This is a genomic window from Streptomyces viridochromogenes, from assembly GCF_001270495.1.
Classification (GTDB): Bacteria; Actinomycetota; Actinomycetes; order Streptomycetales; family Streptomycetaceae; genus Streptomyces; species Streptomyces viridochromogenes_A.
This window is the reverse complement of sequence record NZ_LGUR01000256.1, coordinates 15296-30368: the sequence shown is the minus strand read 5'-3', so window position 1 is coordinate 30368 and position 15073 is coordinate 15296. Positions and strand designations below refer to the sequence as shown.

General features: G+C 70.8%; 10 protein-coding genes. 8 read left to right on the top strand and 2 right to left on the bottom strand.

Translation table 11 applies throughout. The features are described from left to right. Positions 1-43 precede the first annotated feature (43 nt). The 4 genes from ADK36_RS42060 (at position 44) to ADK36_RS50830 (ending at position 6614) form a co-directional block, all read left to right on the top strand. On the top strand, positions 44-784 hold the full coding sequence (locus tag ADK36_RS42060; RefSeq protein ID WP_048580964.1) for an SDR family NAD(P)-dependent oxidoreductase: 741 nt from the start codon (positions 44-46) through the stop codon (positions 782-784). Positions 785-1034: 250 nt separating this feature from the next. Continuing rightward, the gene (locus ADK36_RS42055; RefSeq protein ID WP_199830366.1) at positions 1035-2630 is read left to right on the top strand and encodes a streptophobe family protein; all 1596 of its coding nucleotides are present in this window, start codon (positions 1035-1037) and stop codon (positions 2628-2630) included. A gap of 61 nt (positions 2631-2691) precedes the next feature. Then, on the top strand, positions 2692-3390 hold the full coding sequence (locus ADK36_RS42050) for a response regulator transcription factor (protein ID WP_048580963.1): 699 nt from the start codon (positions 2692-2694) through the stop codon (positions 3388-3390). After that, positions 3387-6614, top strand: a complete 3228-nt coding sequence (locus tag ADK36_RS50830) for an ATP-binding protein (protein WP_078942825.1) — start codon at positions 3387-3389, stop codon at positions 6612-6614. The genes ADK36_RS42050 and ADK36_RS50830 overlap by 4 nt, the downstream gene beginning before the upstream one ends. 119 nt (positions 6615-6733) lie before the next feature. On the opposite strand, the gene ADK36_RS42040 is transcribed toward ADK36_RS50830, so the two are convergent. After that, positions 6734-7501, bottom strand: coding sequence for an SDR family NAD(P)-dependent oxidoreductase (locus tag ADK36_RS42040; protein WP_048580962.1), 768 nt, complete (start codon positions 7499-7501; stop codon positions 6734-6736). 408 nt (positions 7502-7909) lie between these two features. Between ADK36_RS42040 and ADK36_RS42035 the strand changes: the two genes are divergently transcribed. The 4 genes from ADK36_RS42035 to ADK36_RS42020 all read left to right on the top strand — a co-directional run bounded on the left by ADK36_RS42035 (position 7910) and on the right by ADK36_RS42020 (position 13711). After that, positions 7910-10168, top strand: a complete 2259-nt coding sequence (locus tag ADK36_RS42035) for an MMPL family transporter (RefSeq protein WP_053201382.1) — start codon at positions 7910-7912, stop codon at positions 10166-10168. Between the two features lie 133 nt (positions 10169-10301). Next, the gene (locus ADK36_RS42030) at positions 10302-11621 is read left to right on the top strand and encodes a sensor histidine kinase (RefSeq protein ID WP_048580960.1); all 1320 of its coding nucleotides are present in this window, start codon (positions 10302-10304) and stop codon (positions 11619-11621) included. Beyond that, positions 11618-12274, top strand: coding sequence for a response regulator (locus ADK36_RS42025; RefSeq protein ID WP_048580959.1), 657 nt, complete (start codon positions 11618-11620; stop codon positions 12272-12274). Before ADK36_RS42030 ends, ADK36_RS42025 begins: the two co-directional genes overlap by 4 nt. Positions 12275-12466: 192 nt before the next feature. Beyond that, entirely contained in the window at positions 12467-13711 is a 1245-nt protein-coding gene (locus ADK36_RS42020) for an AI-2E family transporter (RefSeq protein ID WP_199830364.1), read from the top strand. 79 nt (positions 13712-13790) lie between these two features. Here the strand turns inward: ADK36_RS42020 and ADK36_RS42015 are convergent, their stop codons facing one another. Further along, positions 13791-14720: an alpha/beta hydrolase fold domain-containing protein gene (locus ADK36_RS42015; protein WP_053201380.1), complete on the bottom strand. Its 930-nt coding sequence runs from the start codon at positions 14718-14720 to the stop codon at positions 13791-13793. Between the last annotated feature and the right edge of the window lie 353 nt (positions 14721-15073).

Sequence of the window (15073 nt, the reverse complement as noted above, 5' to 3'; positions counted from 1 at the left end):
CTGCCCCACCACAACGCCCCCACCACAACGAAGGAGAAAACACATGGGTGACATGGACGGCAAGGTCGCAGTGATCACCGGAGCCGGCGCCGGCATGGCCAAAGCCTGCGCGGAGCTGTTCGTCCAGCACGGTGCCAAGGTCGTCGCCGCCGACATCAGCGGAAAGGAGAAGGACACCGCGGCCGAGCTCGGCGAGGCGGTCGTACCCGTCCACTGCGATGTCTCGCAGGAGGACCACGTCGTCGCGATGTTCGAGACAGCGGTACGCGAGTTCGGCCGCGTGGACGCCGTACTGAACGTGGCGGGCATCGCCGACGGAGCACCGCTCGCCGACTCGACCCTGGAGATGTACGACCGGATCATGGCCGTGGACCTCAAGGGCGTGTTCCTCGGCACCAAGCACGGTATCCGTACCATGCGCGCCACCGGCGGCGGCGCGATCGTCAACTGGGCCTCGCTGGCCGCCCTGGCCACCTCCGGCGCCTATGCCGGTGTCTACTCGGCCGCCAAGGCGGGCGTCATCGCACTGACCCGGGCAGCGGCGACCGAGTACGCCACCGACGGGATCCGCGCCAACTCGCTCTGCCCCGGCATCATCCTTACCGACATGGGCCAGAACGCGGTCCAGGCGGCCCCGGAGAAGCTCCAGAAGCCGGCGATGCAACGCGGCGGCACCCCTCAGGAGGTCGCCGAACTGGCTCTGTTCCTCGCCTCGGAGCGCTCGTCCTATCTCACCGGGCTGGCCGTTCCGATCGACGGCGGCTGGGGCTCGCTGCTCCGCTGAGTGCACCCGTCACCAGGCAGTGCGCGCGGTGACGCAGGGGAGCCGTAACACAAATCCTTGGAGTTTTCCGGGAGTCGGAGCGTTCGGCACGTGCGGCGGACGCTCCGGCCCTGGGCTGGTGCCGCGGATTCCCGGAGAACTCCCAGAACCTCTCCGAAACGTCTCATGCGCGGCGGACAGGCTGGTCGAGCCCAACGACACGCGGCCCTGCGCCGCGTGCGTCACCGAAACACAGCGGAGTACCACTGAGATGACTGCCATCACCGTCGAACCCAGGCAGGGAAGGTCGCCACAGGCCGCGCCCGCCCGCCCCGAAAGCCCGTTGGAGAACGCCCTGGAGGGGGCGGCGGCCGCCCTGTGCGCCCTCATCGCCATGGTGGCCGTCTCCGCACTGGCCCTGTGGCTGCTGGACGCGGAATCCCTCGGATCGCTGTGGTCCCTGGCGCTCACGGTGACGGCCATGGCCGTCGGGGGCTCGGTGAGCTCGGCGGCGTCCTCCGGGGCGGAGGGCTCCGGAGGGCTTTCGAACCTGCTGGGCGGCGGTGGGCTGAGCCCGACCATGAGCGGCACGGTCGACGCCGTGCCGTTCGGGGTGACCCTGCTCGGCGCCATGGTGCTGTGGCTGGCGTTCTCGTGGCGGATGCGGCGCCGGCTGCCCACCGCGGGTGAGCTGGCCGCGCGGACCGCCGGGGCCGCGGTGACGGCCCTGCTGGGCTTCCTGGTCGTGGCCAAACTCGCGGAAGGCTCCTTCCGCATGCCGGCGTCCGCGATGAGCGGAATGCGCGGCGAGGACTCCACGTCAGGAGGACTCGGCATCGGCAACAGCCCGCTGGGCGATCTGTTCGGCGGCGGACTCGGCCGGCGTCTGGGCGGTGGCTCCACCATGTCCCGGGACATGGTGATGAACTATCAGGTCCAGGCCGGTTCGGCCGTACTGGGCGGGCTTTTGTGGGTGGCCGTGGTGATCGCCCTCGGCTGCCTGATCACCCGGCGCGCCCACCTGCCGCTGCCATGGCAGACCGGCCGACTGCGTGCCGCGTGGGCGCCGAGCGTCTCGGCGGTCGCGCGCATGCTCCTGCTGATGACCGTCGTTCCGCTGATCGCCGTCGTGTTCGTCGGCATCGTCGTCGGCGGTAAGGGCGCGACCGCCGCCGGCGCCGCCCTCCTGCTGGCCCCCGACGCGGTGGTCGTCTTCGTGACGCTGGGCCTGGGCGTCTCCTGGACGGCCTTGACACACCAGGCGCAGAGCGAGGACGGCAACCCGCTCGCCTCGCTGCTGCGCAGGCTGGGCGGCGCGCAGGCGCAGGCGCGTCCCGACCGCGTCGAGCACCTCAGGGACCTGTCGGCAGGGGGCTGGCCGCTGTGGCTCCTGGCCCTGCTGGTGACTGGTCTCGCCCTGCTGGCCTGCGGTTACGCGGCGGCACGGGCCGCGGCGCGGACACCGGCCCACGCCCCGAGCGTCCACCGGACACGCCATGGGCAGCACCTCGCACCGGCAGCACGCCTCGGGGTCGTCCTGGGCGTGGCCCTGGGCCTGACGGCCTGGCTCACGCAGGCATCCGGCCGGATCTCGGCGACCATGTTCGGCAGCGAGATGGGCGGCACACAGGCCGGATTCAGCGGCAGCGTGCCGCTGGCCGCGCTGCTGGGACTGCTCGCCGGAGCGGCGGCCGGCTTCGTGGGCAGTGTGCTGCACGGTCTTCACGGCGGGCAGACACGCCCATTCCGTACGATCCCGCGCAACACCCCGGTTGCCCCGGTCGGCGAGCACCTCGCGGACGTCCCGGGCGCGACGGCACACGGTGTTGGATCCGGCCCCTTGGAGAACTCACTTGGCAACCGCTGACCGACCTCCCCCGTCCGCGACGGACTGTTGGCTCACCCCTGCCCAGGACGACACGGCCGACGTGGACCTGCTGGTCGTCGACGACGAACCGACCGTACGGGAACTGCTGTGCGCCGCTCTGCGCCACGCGGGCTTCACCGTGGCCGCGGCTGGCACCGGACAGGAGGCCCTGGAGCAGGCGCGTGCCGTGTCGCCCGATCTCGTCCTGCTGGACGTGATGCTCCCCGACATGGACGGCTTCGAGGTGATCCGGAGCCTGCGTGAGCGGCCCCGGTCCGGCAGGACGGCCGTGCGGGGACACATCCCGGTGGTGTTCCTGACCGCCCGGGACACGACGCGGGACAAGATCGAGGGCCTCGTCCTCGGCGGAGACGACTACGTGACCAAGCCGTTCGATCTGCAGGAGCTGATCGCACGCGTCCGCGCGGTGCTGCGCCGCACGAACGGCGACCCCGGCGCCGTACTGCGCGTGGCCGATCTGGAACTCGACCCGGAGGGAGTCCAGACCACGCGGGCCGGGCAGCCGATACGCCTGTCACCGACCGAGTTCCGGCTCCTGTACACCCTGATGGCCAACGCGGGACGCACCGTCCCCAGGGCACTGATCCTCGAACGGGTGTGGGACTACGACTTCGGCGGTGACACCGGCATCGTCGACACCTACATCAGTTACCTGCGCCGGAAGATCGACAACGGCGGCCCGAAGCTGATCCACACGGTGCACGGCGTCGGCTACGTGCTGCGGGGCCCGAAGACATGACCGGTCGACGCATCCTTACGGTATGGGCGCGGGCCTCGCTGCGCAGCAGGGTGCTCCTGCTGGCGACGGCTCTGCTCGCGGCGGGTTTCACCGCGTTCAGCCTGGTCACCGGCAACGCCTTGCGCACCTACCTGGAGGACCGGGCCGACACCCAACTCAGGGCCGCCGCACAGGTGTTCGCCCTGCTGCCACCGGGGCTCGCCGAGAGTGGTGCCGAGCGGACCCCTCCGGCGGGCCTCGGCGAGTTCAGCACCGAAGTCCTTGGCAACCCGGTCATCGCTTACGTCCGGGCTGACGGGACGAGCATGGGCAGCATCGACTCCCTCGCCGGAAAGCGCTCCGGCAGCTCACGCGGTCCGCGGCTGCCGAAGCTGGACTCTGAGGCGGTCGCCGCCGGAGGAGGCCGCCCCTTCACCGCCGACAGCAGCCAGGGCGAGGGGCGGTGGCGGGTGATCGCCGTGCCCCGGGCCGGCAACGGGGCCGCACGGAGCACGCTCGGGGCGGCGCTGCCGGGCGACGGCGGCAGTGTGGTCGTGGCCACGTCCATGGACCAGGTGGACGCCACCGTGGACCGCATGTGGCGTGTCTACGAAACCACCGGACTGGCCCTGCTCGGGCTGCTCGTGGCGGCCGGCTGGTTCGCCATGCGGTCGGGCCTGAAGCCCCTGTCCCGGATCGAACGGACCGCCGCCGAGATCGCACACGGGGACCTGACCCGCCGGGTACCGGCCCTGGCGGGGCCGAACACCGAGGTCGGCCGCCTCGCCACGGCACTCAACGGGATGCTCGGCCAGATAGAGGCCGCCTTCGCTGCCCGTGCCGAGTCCGAGGCGCGGATGGGCCGCTTCGTCGCCGACGCCGGCCACGAACTGCGTACCCCGCTGGCCGGCATCAAGGGCCTTACCGACCTCTACCACATGGGCGCTCTCCCCGAGCGCGAGGACATCGACGCCACCATGGCCCGCATCGCCCGCGAGTCCGAACGCCTCACCCGGCTCGTGGAAGACATGCTGCTCCTCGCCAGGCTCGACGAACCGTCCCTGAGAACTGTCGGCGGCGACCCGGGACAGGGAGCCGGTTCACCCGACCCGTTCCCGCTGGGCCTGGACTGCGCCCCGATGGACCTGCGCACCCTGGCGGCCGACGCCCTCCACGACATACGGGCGCTCGACGCCGCCCGGTCCGTGACCCTCACCGGGCCGAACGGCGACGGCCCGCCGGCCTCCGCTCCCGCTCTCGCTGACGAGTCCCGCCTCCGCCAGGTCGTCACCAACCTGATCGGCAACGCCATCAGGCACACGCCACCCGGTACGCCGATCCGCATCGGCGTGGGCACCGACGGCGGCCACGCGGTCCTGGAGGTCGCCGACGAAGGCCCCGGCCTCACCGAGGAACAGGCCCACCGCATCTTCGAACGCTTCTACCGCGCGGACACCTCACGGACCCGCGCCACCGGGGGAGCGGGACTCGGCCTGGCCATCGTCCAGTCGCTGGTCACCGCGCACGCGGGACATGTGGACGTGCGATCGGCACCGGGCCGGGGCGCCACCTTCCGCGTCCTGCTGCCCCCACCCCCAGACCCTCGCACCGAACCGCGCACCTCCGTGCGGCCCCAGGCGGCCGCCTCGGCCGCCGGCGCGGCTCTCCGCTGTACCCCCCCACTGATCCCCCACATTCAAGGAGATCCCGTGAAACGACGCACGCTACTGGCTCTCACCCTCACCTCGTCCCTCGCCTTCCCGGTGACGGTGACGGCGACGGCGGCGACACCCACCCCAGCCGACGAGGAACGCTCCTCGCGCGTCACCGGCGTCGAGGTGACGCGCAAGGAGTCGCTGGGCACGTTCGGCGGTGTGCCGTACGAGCGGCTGGCCGGCACCGTCTCAGGAACCGTGTCGGCCGAGGAACCCGTGGCGGGACTCGACTCGGCCGCCGGGACCGACGGGGTCCACACCTACACCTCGGGCTTCGAGCTGATCCGCCCGGTCGGGCAGGACCAGCGCAGCGAGGTCGTGGTGGAGGTGGAGAACCGGGGCATTCCCCTGCTGCTCCACGGCTACAACTCGATGCAGGACCCGCCGCCCGTAGGAGCCCCGCAGGACGTCTCGTACCCGGCGGGCATGGGCGACGGCTTCCTGTTCGCCGAAGGACGCTCCTACGCGCGGGTCCAGTGGCAGACCGGCATCTCACCGGGAGTGCCGGAATCGGCCCAGGGCGTCGGCCAGGTCATCGTCCGTGACTTCGGGCGGCTGCTGCGCAGCGGACGGCTCGAAGGCGAGCATTCGCCACTCGGTGCGTACGAGCACCGGTTGCTCGTGGGGTTGAGCCAGGCCAGCTGGTTCGTCACCAGCTTCGTCGCCGAGGGCTTCAACGACGCCGGCGGACGCGTCTTCCAGGGCGCCTACGCCCAGGACGGCACCGGCAACCAGCTCGCGATCAACGGCGTCGCCGCGGCGGACGGCCAGCCACAGGTGCCCTACATGAGGCCGGACGGTGTGCCGCTCGCTCCTGGGCAGGTGCTGCGCCGGCCGGCGACGGATCCCGTCTTCGTGGACGTGGCGGCCTACACGGACTACTACCGGCTCCGGGCCAGTGTCTCCCGGCAGGCCGACCCGGCCGACGGCTACCACCGCTACGACTGGCCGGCCGCCCACAACCCGGCAATCAGCGCCGACGCGGCGGACACCGCGTTCCAGCGCTTCGGCTGCAATGACGGAAAGCCGATCCCGCTCAGTTCTCTGCACAGCGAACCGTACGGCCGTGCCCTGCTCGTGGCGTTGGAACGCCGTCTCGGCATCGGCGGTCCGCGCGAGAAGATGCCGCCCGAGCAGGTGTTCACAGCCGGTGCGCGTCCCGCCGATCCGGCACTCCTCAACGGCCTGCCTGGCCGGGAGGTGACGGTGCCGCGGACGGACGCCGACGGTTTCCCGATCGGCGGAGTGCGCTTTTCCGCGGCCGATTTGCCGCTCGGCTCACCGGTTCCGCCCGCGGTGGCTCCGGTGTCCACGGCGAGCATCACCGCGGTGTGCGGCAACTACGGGGGGTGGCAGCCGTACACGGCGGACGAACTGCGCCGGCGTTACGGCTCGCTCGACGACTACGTCAGCACCTACGACGCCCGGGTCACACGCCTGATCGCGAGCGGACTCCTCCTTGAGAGGGACCGCGGGCTCCTGCTCGACCGCGCTTCGGAGGAATGGTCGAAGGCACCGACGGGGTCGTGACCCACGGGGTTCGCCCCGCCCGCCGGATGTCTCCGGATGCAGGGATCTGAGCCGTGTGAAGCCGGGGCTCGGCGGGTGTGGGCGGACCCTCGCTTCGGCGAGGCGTCGGTGAAGCCCGGTCAGACGGCCGACCAGCCGTTGTCCACCGGGAGGATGACACCGTTGATGTTGCTCGCGGCGGCGGAGGCCAGGAAGACGATGGCCGCGGCCTGTTCGTCCGTGGTCGCCTGGCGTCCGACGTTGACCATGTACTTGCCGAGCACGCCCAGTCCGTGCGACTCGATGTCCAGCCCGGCCGTGATACCCGTCGTCGTGCCGCCGGGAGCGATCGCGTTGGTCCGCACGCCCTGGTCGCGGTACGTCACCGCGAGGGACTTGGTGAGCCCGGCGATCCCGTGCTTGGAGGCGGTGTATGCGGCACCGGCCGCGCTGCCCCGCAGGGACGCCTCGGAGGCGGTGAACACGATCGCCCCGTCACCCGTGGCCAGCAGGTGAGGCAGCGCAGCGCGGGTCAGCAGGAACGGCGCGGTGAGGTTGACCCGCAGAACGCGCTCCCACTCCTCGTCGCTGACGTCGGCCACGGCGGACATCCGGTCCATGATTCCGGCGTTGTTCACCAGGACATCGATGCCTCCGCAGGCGTCCACGGCCGTGGTGACGACTCGGTCGACGACCTCCTGGTCGCTCAGGTCGCCGATCGCGGTGACAGCGGTGCCGCCCGCCACCGCTATGGCCTCCGCCGTCGCTTTGGTGCCTTCGGCGTTGATGTCCGCGAGGACGACGCGGGCGCCCTGCGCGGCGAAGAGCAGGGCGGCGGTTCGGCCGATGCCCGAGCCGGCTCCGGTGACGATCACGGACTTGCCGGACAGGCCTGTGGTGCTGTTCATGTGTGGATGCTCCCTGGTGGTGTCGGAGACCGGTGAGTCCGGGGAAAGGGCTCACGTGCCTGCATCGACACTAGGAAGAGCCAGGCCGCGCCCCGAGCCTCCACAGGACCCAAAACGGGCGGGGCGATGAGTACCGGGGTACTGCTCCGCCTCGTCCGAAAGGTGGCCGGACAGCCTGCCGCGCCGGTGGCGGCGTGGCTCTGACCACGGGCCGGCTGTCGACGTCGCGGTGCTTCGGGTGCTTCGGGAGGAGGACGACCAGTACCGGAGTAGGAGGCGGCAGCGGCGTATTCGCTTCCCCGGTGCCGTGGGCGGCCGGATTTCCCCGCCTAGCTTGATGGACGGGTCACGCAGACCCACCCAGTCCTCGTCATCCATCCCGTTGTTTTCCCAGGTGGGAGTACTCCTGTGGCCACGTTCCTCTACAGACTCGGCCGGTTCGCCTTCAGGCGACGCCGCCTCGTGGTGATGCTGTGGATCGCCATCCTGGCCGTCGTCGGCATCGGCTCTGCGAGCGTGTCGGGCACACCGTCGGACCAGTTCACCATTCCCGGCACCCAGTCCCAGAAGGCGCTGGACCTGCTGGACAAGGAGTTCCCGCAGGCCTCTGCGTCGGGTGCCACCGCCCGAGTCGTCTTCGAGGCCCCCGACGGGCAGAAGCTGACGTCCGGGGCCAACAAGACCGAGGTCGAGTCACTGATCGCCGACCTCGAGAAGGCTCCCCAGGTGGCGAGCGTCAGTAACCCCTACGCCAATCGTCTGATCAGCCAGGACGGCACCATCACCTACGCCCAGGTGACGTACAAGGTTGCCCAGGCCGACGTCACCACCGAGGCACGGGACGCCCTGCACGCCGTCGCCGACAAGGGCGAGAAGGCGGGCCTGGCGGTCAGCCTGGGCGGCAACGCCGTCAACGAGAAGGAGGGCGCCAACGCCGGCGAACTGATCGGTCTCGCGGTGGCCGCCGTGGCGCTGGTGATCACATTCGGCTCCCTGCTCGCCGCTGGCCTGCCGCTCCTGACCGCCCTCCTGGGCGTCATCATCGCGATCCTGTCGATCACCATCGCGACCGCGATATGGGACATGAGCTCCTCGGCGTCGACGCTGGCGCTGATGCTGGGCCTGGCGGTCGCCATCGACTACGCCCTGTTCATCGTCTCCCGCTACCGCAGCGAGATCAGGGCGGGCCACGAGCCGGAGGACGCCTGCGGGCGAGCCCTGGGGACGGCCGGATCAGCGGTCGTGTTCGCCGGTCTGACCGTGGTCATCGCGCTGGCCGGCCTCAGCGTCGTCGGCATCCGGCTGCTGACGGACCTGGGCCTGGCGGCGTCGTTCGCGGTCGTCGTGGCCGTGGTCGTCGCCCTGACCCTGCTGCCCGCGGTGCTGGGCTTCGCCGGGACGCGCATCATGAAGGGCAATCTCCAGACCAAGCGCATGCGGGCGCTGGAGCGCGGCGAGGGCGAGCCGATGGGCGTGCGCTGGGTGCAGCACGTCATCCGTCACCCGTGGCGGGCGCTTCTGGTCTCGGTCGCCGTCCTCGGCGTGCTGGCCATCCCCGCCCTGTCGATGCGCCTGGGCATGCCCGACGACAGCACGGCCCCCGCGGGCAGCACCCAGCGGGTCGCCTACGACACCCTCAGCAAGGGATTCGGCCCGGGCTACAACGGCCCGCTCACGGTCGTCGTCGACGCCCGGGACAGCAAGGACCCGAAGGCCGCCGCCGAGCAGACGGTCGCCGTGCTGGGCAAGCTGCCCGACGTCGCCTCCGTGAGCCCGGCCGTGTTCAACACCTCCGGTGACGTGGCCCTGATCCGGGCCGTCCCGAAGACTTCACCGAACAGCCAGAAGACGGTGGACCTGGTCGGCGAGATCCGTGACACCACCGCCCCGGCCGTGCAGCGAGCCACGGACGCCGAGGTCGTGATCACCGGCACGACAGCCCTGAACATCGACGTCTCCGACAAGCTCGGCGAAGCCCTCGTGCCCTACCTCCTGGTCGTCGTCGGCCTAGCGCTGATCCTGCTCCTGCTCGTCTTCCGCTCCATCCTGGTGCCCGTCAAGGCGACGCTGGGCTTCCTGCTCAGTGTGGTGGCGACCCTGGGTGTCCTGGTCGCGGTCTTCCAGTGGGGCTGGCTCAAGGACGTCTTCGGGGTCGACACCACTGCGCCGATCGTGAGCGTGATGCCGATCTTCATGATCGGAGTGGTCTTCGGCCTCGCCATGGACTACCAGGTCTTCCTCGTCACCCGGATGCGGGAGGAGTACGTCCACGGTGCCGAGCCCACCGAGGCGGTGGTCGCGGGCTTCCGGCACGGCGCCCGCGTGGTGACGGCCGCGGCGATCATCATGATCTCCGTCTTCGCCGGATTCCTGCTCGCCGACGCCGCACTGATCAAGTCGATCGGTCTGGGGCTCGCCTCGGCCGTCCTCTTCGACGCCTTCGTGGTCCGGATGACGATCGTGCCCGCGGTCATGGCCCTGCTGGGCCGCCGGGCCTGGGCGCTGCCCGAGCGGCTGGACCGGATCCTGCCCAACGTCGATGTCGAGGGCGAGAAGCTGCGGCACATCCTGGACGGGCCGGCCGACACGACAGGGCCGGACACCGGAACCGGGCCCGGAAACGCTCAGGACAGGCCGCTCGCGCCCGCCCACGGGGGCCAGGACTGACCACCGCGCCACTTACAGTGGCCCGGCGCACCTGATCCCACGGCAGTGGGAGCCCCCCTCAGTCGCCGTCCGTCGGCCCTCACTCCCCCCAAGGGCCGACGGACGGTCAGCCGGCACCTCGGAGACATACGCCGTGACCTCAGCATCCAAGAACTCCCCAGCCGAACCCGGCACCCTGCTGGGCAGCTCGGAGGACCGCACGGTGGTCCGGGTACTGACCCTGCTGGCCGCCCTGGGCCGGGCGGACCAGGCGCACCCCCATGTCAAGCGGTGGGCGATGCCGATCCTGTGCGCCGCGCTCGGCCTCCAGCCCCTGATGGAATACCCCGGCCCGGGACCCGCGCTCCCGGTCTCACTGGGCCTGCTGGCCGGAATCACCGTCCCGCTGCTGTGGCGCCAGAGCAGCCCTGTTCTGGTGTTCACGATCGTCACGGCCTTCTCCGTGGCGGAGGCCGCCTGCGGCGTGCTGACCAACGCGCACTTCCTCGCCCAGCTGATCATGCTGTACAACGTGGCCCGCTTCGCCACGCCCCGCGCACTGGCCGGGGCCGTGTCGGTCGCCGTACCTCAGACGGTGATCACCATCCTGGCCTTCTCCTCCGACGTCCAACTCAAGCGCATCACCACCGCCCTGGCACTGGCCGTCATGCTGACGCTGTGCATGCTCGCGATGGCGGGAGTGGGACTGGGCGGCCGGGTGGCACGCCTGTACATCACCGCTCTGCAGGACCGGGCCGTGCGGCTGGAGGTGGAGCGCGACCAGCGGGCCCGGCTCGCGGAAGCGGCGGAGCGGGCCCGTATCTCCCGGGAGATGCACGACATCCTCGGCCACACCCTCGCCGTCATGGTCGGTCTCGCCGACGGCGCGGCCGGACTGGCCGAGGCCAACCCCAAGCGGGGCGCCGAGACACTGCTGATCATCGCCGACAGCGGGCGCGGCGCCCTGGCGGATCTACGCCGGCTCCTCGGCACCCTCCGCGAGAACGGCAGCGCCTCCTGCGACTCTCCGCTGGCACCCCAGCCCGGCCTGACCGACCTCGACGCCCTCCTGGAAAGGGTCCGGGCCGCCGGCCCCACCGTGAACCTGCACACCGAGGGGGAACTCGCCGGCCTCCCCCCGGGACTCCAGCTCACCGTCTACCGCATCGTCCAGGAAGCACTGACCAACACCCTCAAGCACGCCGCCCTCGCCACGACGATCGACGTGACCGTCGTGGAGACCTCCCACGCGGTACGTGTCGCTGTCGAGGACAGCGGCCCTGCGCGTACGCCGCGCGAGCGCCCTCGCACCGACCGGGGACAGGGGCTCCTCGGCATGCGCGAGCGCGCCTTGCTCTACCAGGGGACCGTGACCGCCGGCCCGAACTCACGGGGCGGCTGGAGCGTCCGAGCGGAACTGCACCTCCTCCCACCCACCGACACCCCTACGCCTACGGAGAAGCACCCGGCATGACCACTGTCCTCATCGTCGACGACCAGGCCCTGCAACGCCTCGGCTTCAGCATGCTCATGGAACAACACCCCGACCTGACCGTCGTCGGCGAGGCCACGCACGGCGCCGAAGCGGTACGTATGACGGCCGAACTCCACCCGGACGTCGTCCTGATGGACGTACGCATGCCCGGCATGGACGGCATCGAGGCGACCCGCCGCATCGTCACTTCCGGGGGCCGCTCCCGCGTGCTGGTCATGACCACCTTCGACCTCGACGAGTACGCCTACGACGCCCTGCGCGCCGGAGCCAGCGGCTTCCTCCTCAAGGACGCCCTGCCCGAAGAACTCCTCGCCGGTGTCCGCGCGGTCGCTGCCGGGGACGCCGTCATCTCACCCGGGCTGACCCGCAAACTCATCGACGCCTTCACCACCCGCCTGCCCGGACACACCCCCGAGCAGACGCGACAGCTGGAAGCCCTCACCGAACGCGAGATCGAGGTACTCACCGCGGTCGCCACCGGCTGCAGCAACGCCGAGGTCGCCGAACAACTCCACCTGGCCGAGACCACCGTCAAGTCCCACGTCAGCCGCATCCTCGCCAAGATCGGTGCCCGGGACCGCGTCCAGGCGGTCATCTTCGCCTACGACGTGGGGCTCGTACGGCCGGCATGAGCAACCGGCGTGGTGTGGTTCACGAAGCCAGAAAAGGGCCGTGGTCGCCGGATCCGGCCCGTGTGAGCGGAGAAGAACAGAGTGAGGATGCACGTAGCAGAGCCCCGAAGGCTCTCTCCCGGAACAGCGCGGAGCCGGCGGCGCGGACCGGTACACCGAGCGCGTCCGGTGATCAGGAGCACGGGCGCGTCCATGACCAGACAGGCGTGGCCCGATCGACGCCGGACGAACCACCGGCACGACCCGCTCCACGGCATCGCCCGCCGCGTGGCCGTGGGGAGCGCACTGATCCTCCTCGTCAGCGGCGTCATCTCCGTGACGGTGTGGTTCTGTGTCGCGTTCGAGACCGTCGTGACGCCGGTGCTCCTCGCACTGCTCGGCACGGCCCTGCTCGGCCCGCTCTATCGCCGACTGATCGCGATGAAAATCAACAAGACGCTCGCGGCCGGGCTGACCTGCGCCGCCGTAGTCGTGGTCATGGGCGGGGCGGCGTACATCGTGGTGACCGCCCTCATCGACACCGGTGACCAGATCATCGCCTCCCTGCGCGACGCCGCGGCGTCGATCGAGGAGCGGTTCGGCCTGGCGGGGACATCCCTGGACGATCTCGCCGCGAACGCGAAGGATCTGCTGTCGAAGTTCGGCGGCACCGCCGTCAACGGCCTCTTGAGCGGCGTGAGTGTGGTCGTCGAGATGGCCGCGACGGGCACCCTCGCGATCCTGCTCATGTTCTTCTTCCTGCGTGACTCCGACCGGGCCGTCGCGGCCCTGCACTCGCTGGCACCCCGGGGCTCCGGTGAGACCCTCGAGGTGATGGCCCGTCGCGCCTTCCAGGCCATCGAGGGCTTCATGCGCGGCACCACGATCGTCGCCTTCATCGACGCCGTCTGCATCACCGTCGGTCTGCTCGTCCTGGACGTACCGGGCGCGGTCGGGCTCGGGGCCCTGGTCTTCATCGGCGCGTACATCCCCTACCTCGGGGCGCTCCTGTCCGGGGCGGTCGCGGTCCTGGTCGCCTTCGCCGACGGCGGCCTCGGGACCGCGCTGTGGGTGCTGGGCGTCGTCTTCGTGGTGCAGCTCCTCGAAGGCAACGTGCTGCAGCCGATGATCCAGAGCCGCACCCTGCAGATGCACCCCGCGGTGATCCTGGTGGCACTCACCGCAGGAGCCTCGGTCGCCGGAGTCCTCGGCATGCTCCTGTCCGTGCCCATGACCGCGGCGGCGTTCGGAGTTCTCTCGGAACTGCGGGGCCGGTACGCGCAGACACCGACCGCCGCCGAGGCGCCCGGGACCGAGGCCGTCGACGACTCCCGTTCAGGTGAGGACGAGCCGCCGCGCCGCCCGGGACGTCGGTCTCGACGGCTGGTGGGCCTCGCGACCACTGCAATGGCCTCGCGCCTGCCGCGCAGGCTCAAGGGCACGGTGTCCGGAGCCTGACCCGCGCACCCGAGTGGGGTACTGGCCAGAAGCAGTCGGCCGGTACCCCACTCGTCGATTCCGGTCGGGCGGTACGCGGTCAGTCGGGGTACACGGCCCGACGCATGTGCTGGGCCATCAGGCCGTAGACCTCTCTGGCCGTTTCGGCGTCGTTCTGGTCGTAGCCGTGGTCGGCACCCGGCACGTCGAAGTGGTCGTAGAGCGCCCGGAAGCCGCGCAGCCGCTCGGCGTAGCGAGAGCCCTCGGCACGCAGGAGGTCGTGTTCCGGCGTGATGACGAAGGCGGGGGCGATGCCGGTCAGGTCGGCGGTGTCGCAGGGATGGGCGGGGGAGACCAGGGGATCGCTGCGCAACGTCGGGTCCGGCACGTAGGAGGTGTCGAAGATGTCCGCCATCCATGGGCGCAGCAGCGGCTTGGCGATGACCGAGCGCTTGTCCCTGGCACCGGTGACGAGGTCCAGAGGGGGATAGTGCAGGATCTGGAGAGCGATGGAGGGACCTCCTTTTTCCAGTGCCTGACGGGCCACCGCCGCCGCGAGGGCCCCTCCGGCGCTCTGACCGCCCACCGTGAGCAGGCTGCCGTCCCAGCCGTGTTCGGCGCCGTGTCCGGCCACCCACTCGACGACCTCGTACGCCTGGTACGGCGGAGCGGGAAAGGGGTGCTGCGGCGCGACGACGTAGTCCACGTTCACCACCACCGCACCCGCCTCGGCCGCGAGGAAACGGCACAGCGGATCGTCCAGCTCGACGGGCGGCAGGACGAAGCCGCCACCGTGGAAGTTCACGTGGACCGGCGGCAAAGGCGCGCCCTCGGGACGGTCGGGGACGTACACCACGGCGCGGGCCGGGGCGACGGAGGTCGGGATGGTCAACTCGTGGGCGTTCCGGGGGTACTCCGGATAACGCTTGTGCAGGGAGGACGCGACGTGCCGGTCCGCCAGCAGGGCGTTCAGACGCTGCATCACTTTGGCGGCGGGGGAGGCCAGCGCCGGCCGGGCCAGGAGGGACATGACAGCTCCGTTCGGTGGGAGAGTACGCCGGGCTGCCGTGGTGCCCTGTGGCGTGCGTCCAGGCTAGGGATCACGTACGGGACGGGCAGGGCACCAGGGAAGCGAAAACGGCGCGGCCGACTGGTACTTGAGGAGGAGCCGCCCCCTCCGGAAGCAGTGGTGGGGGCCGCGGTGCCCGGGTGTGTGTCCCTTCGGAGGAAGGCGACCACTACCGTGGTAGCAGTCGCCGCCCTGGTTTTGGGTTCCGCGGTGCCGTCCGCCGTCGCGTCGACGCCTTTAACGTGAAATATGGGCCGTGAGACGGCCCCGCGCACTTCTTCCGCAACGAGAACGGATCAGAACGGATCGCGGGC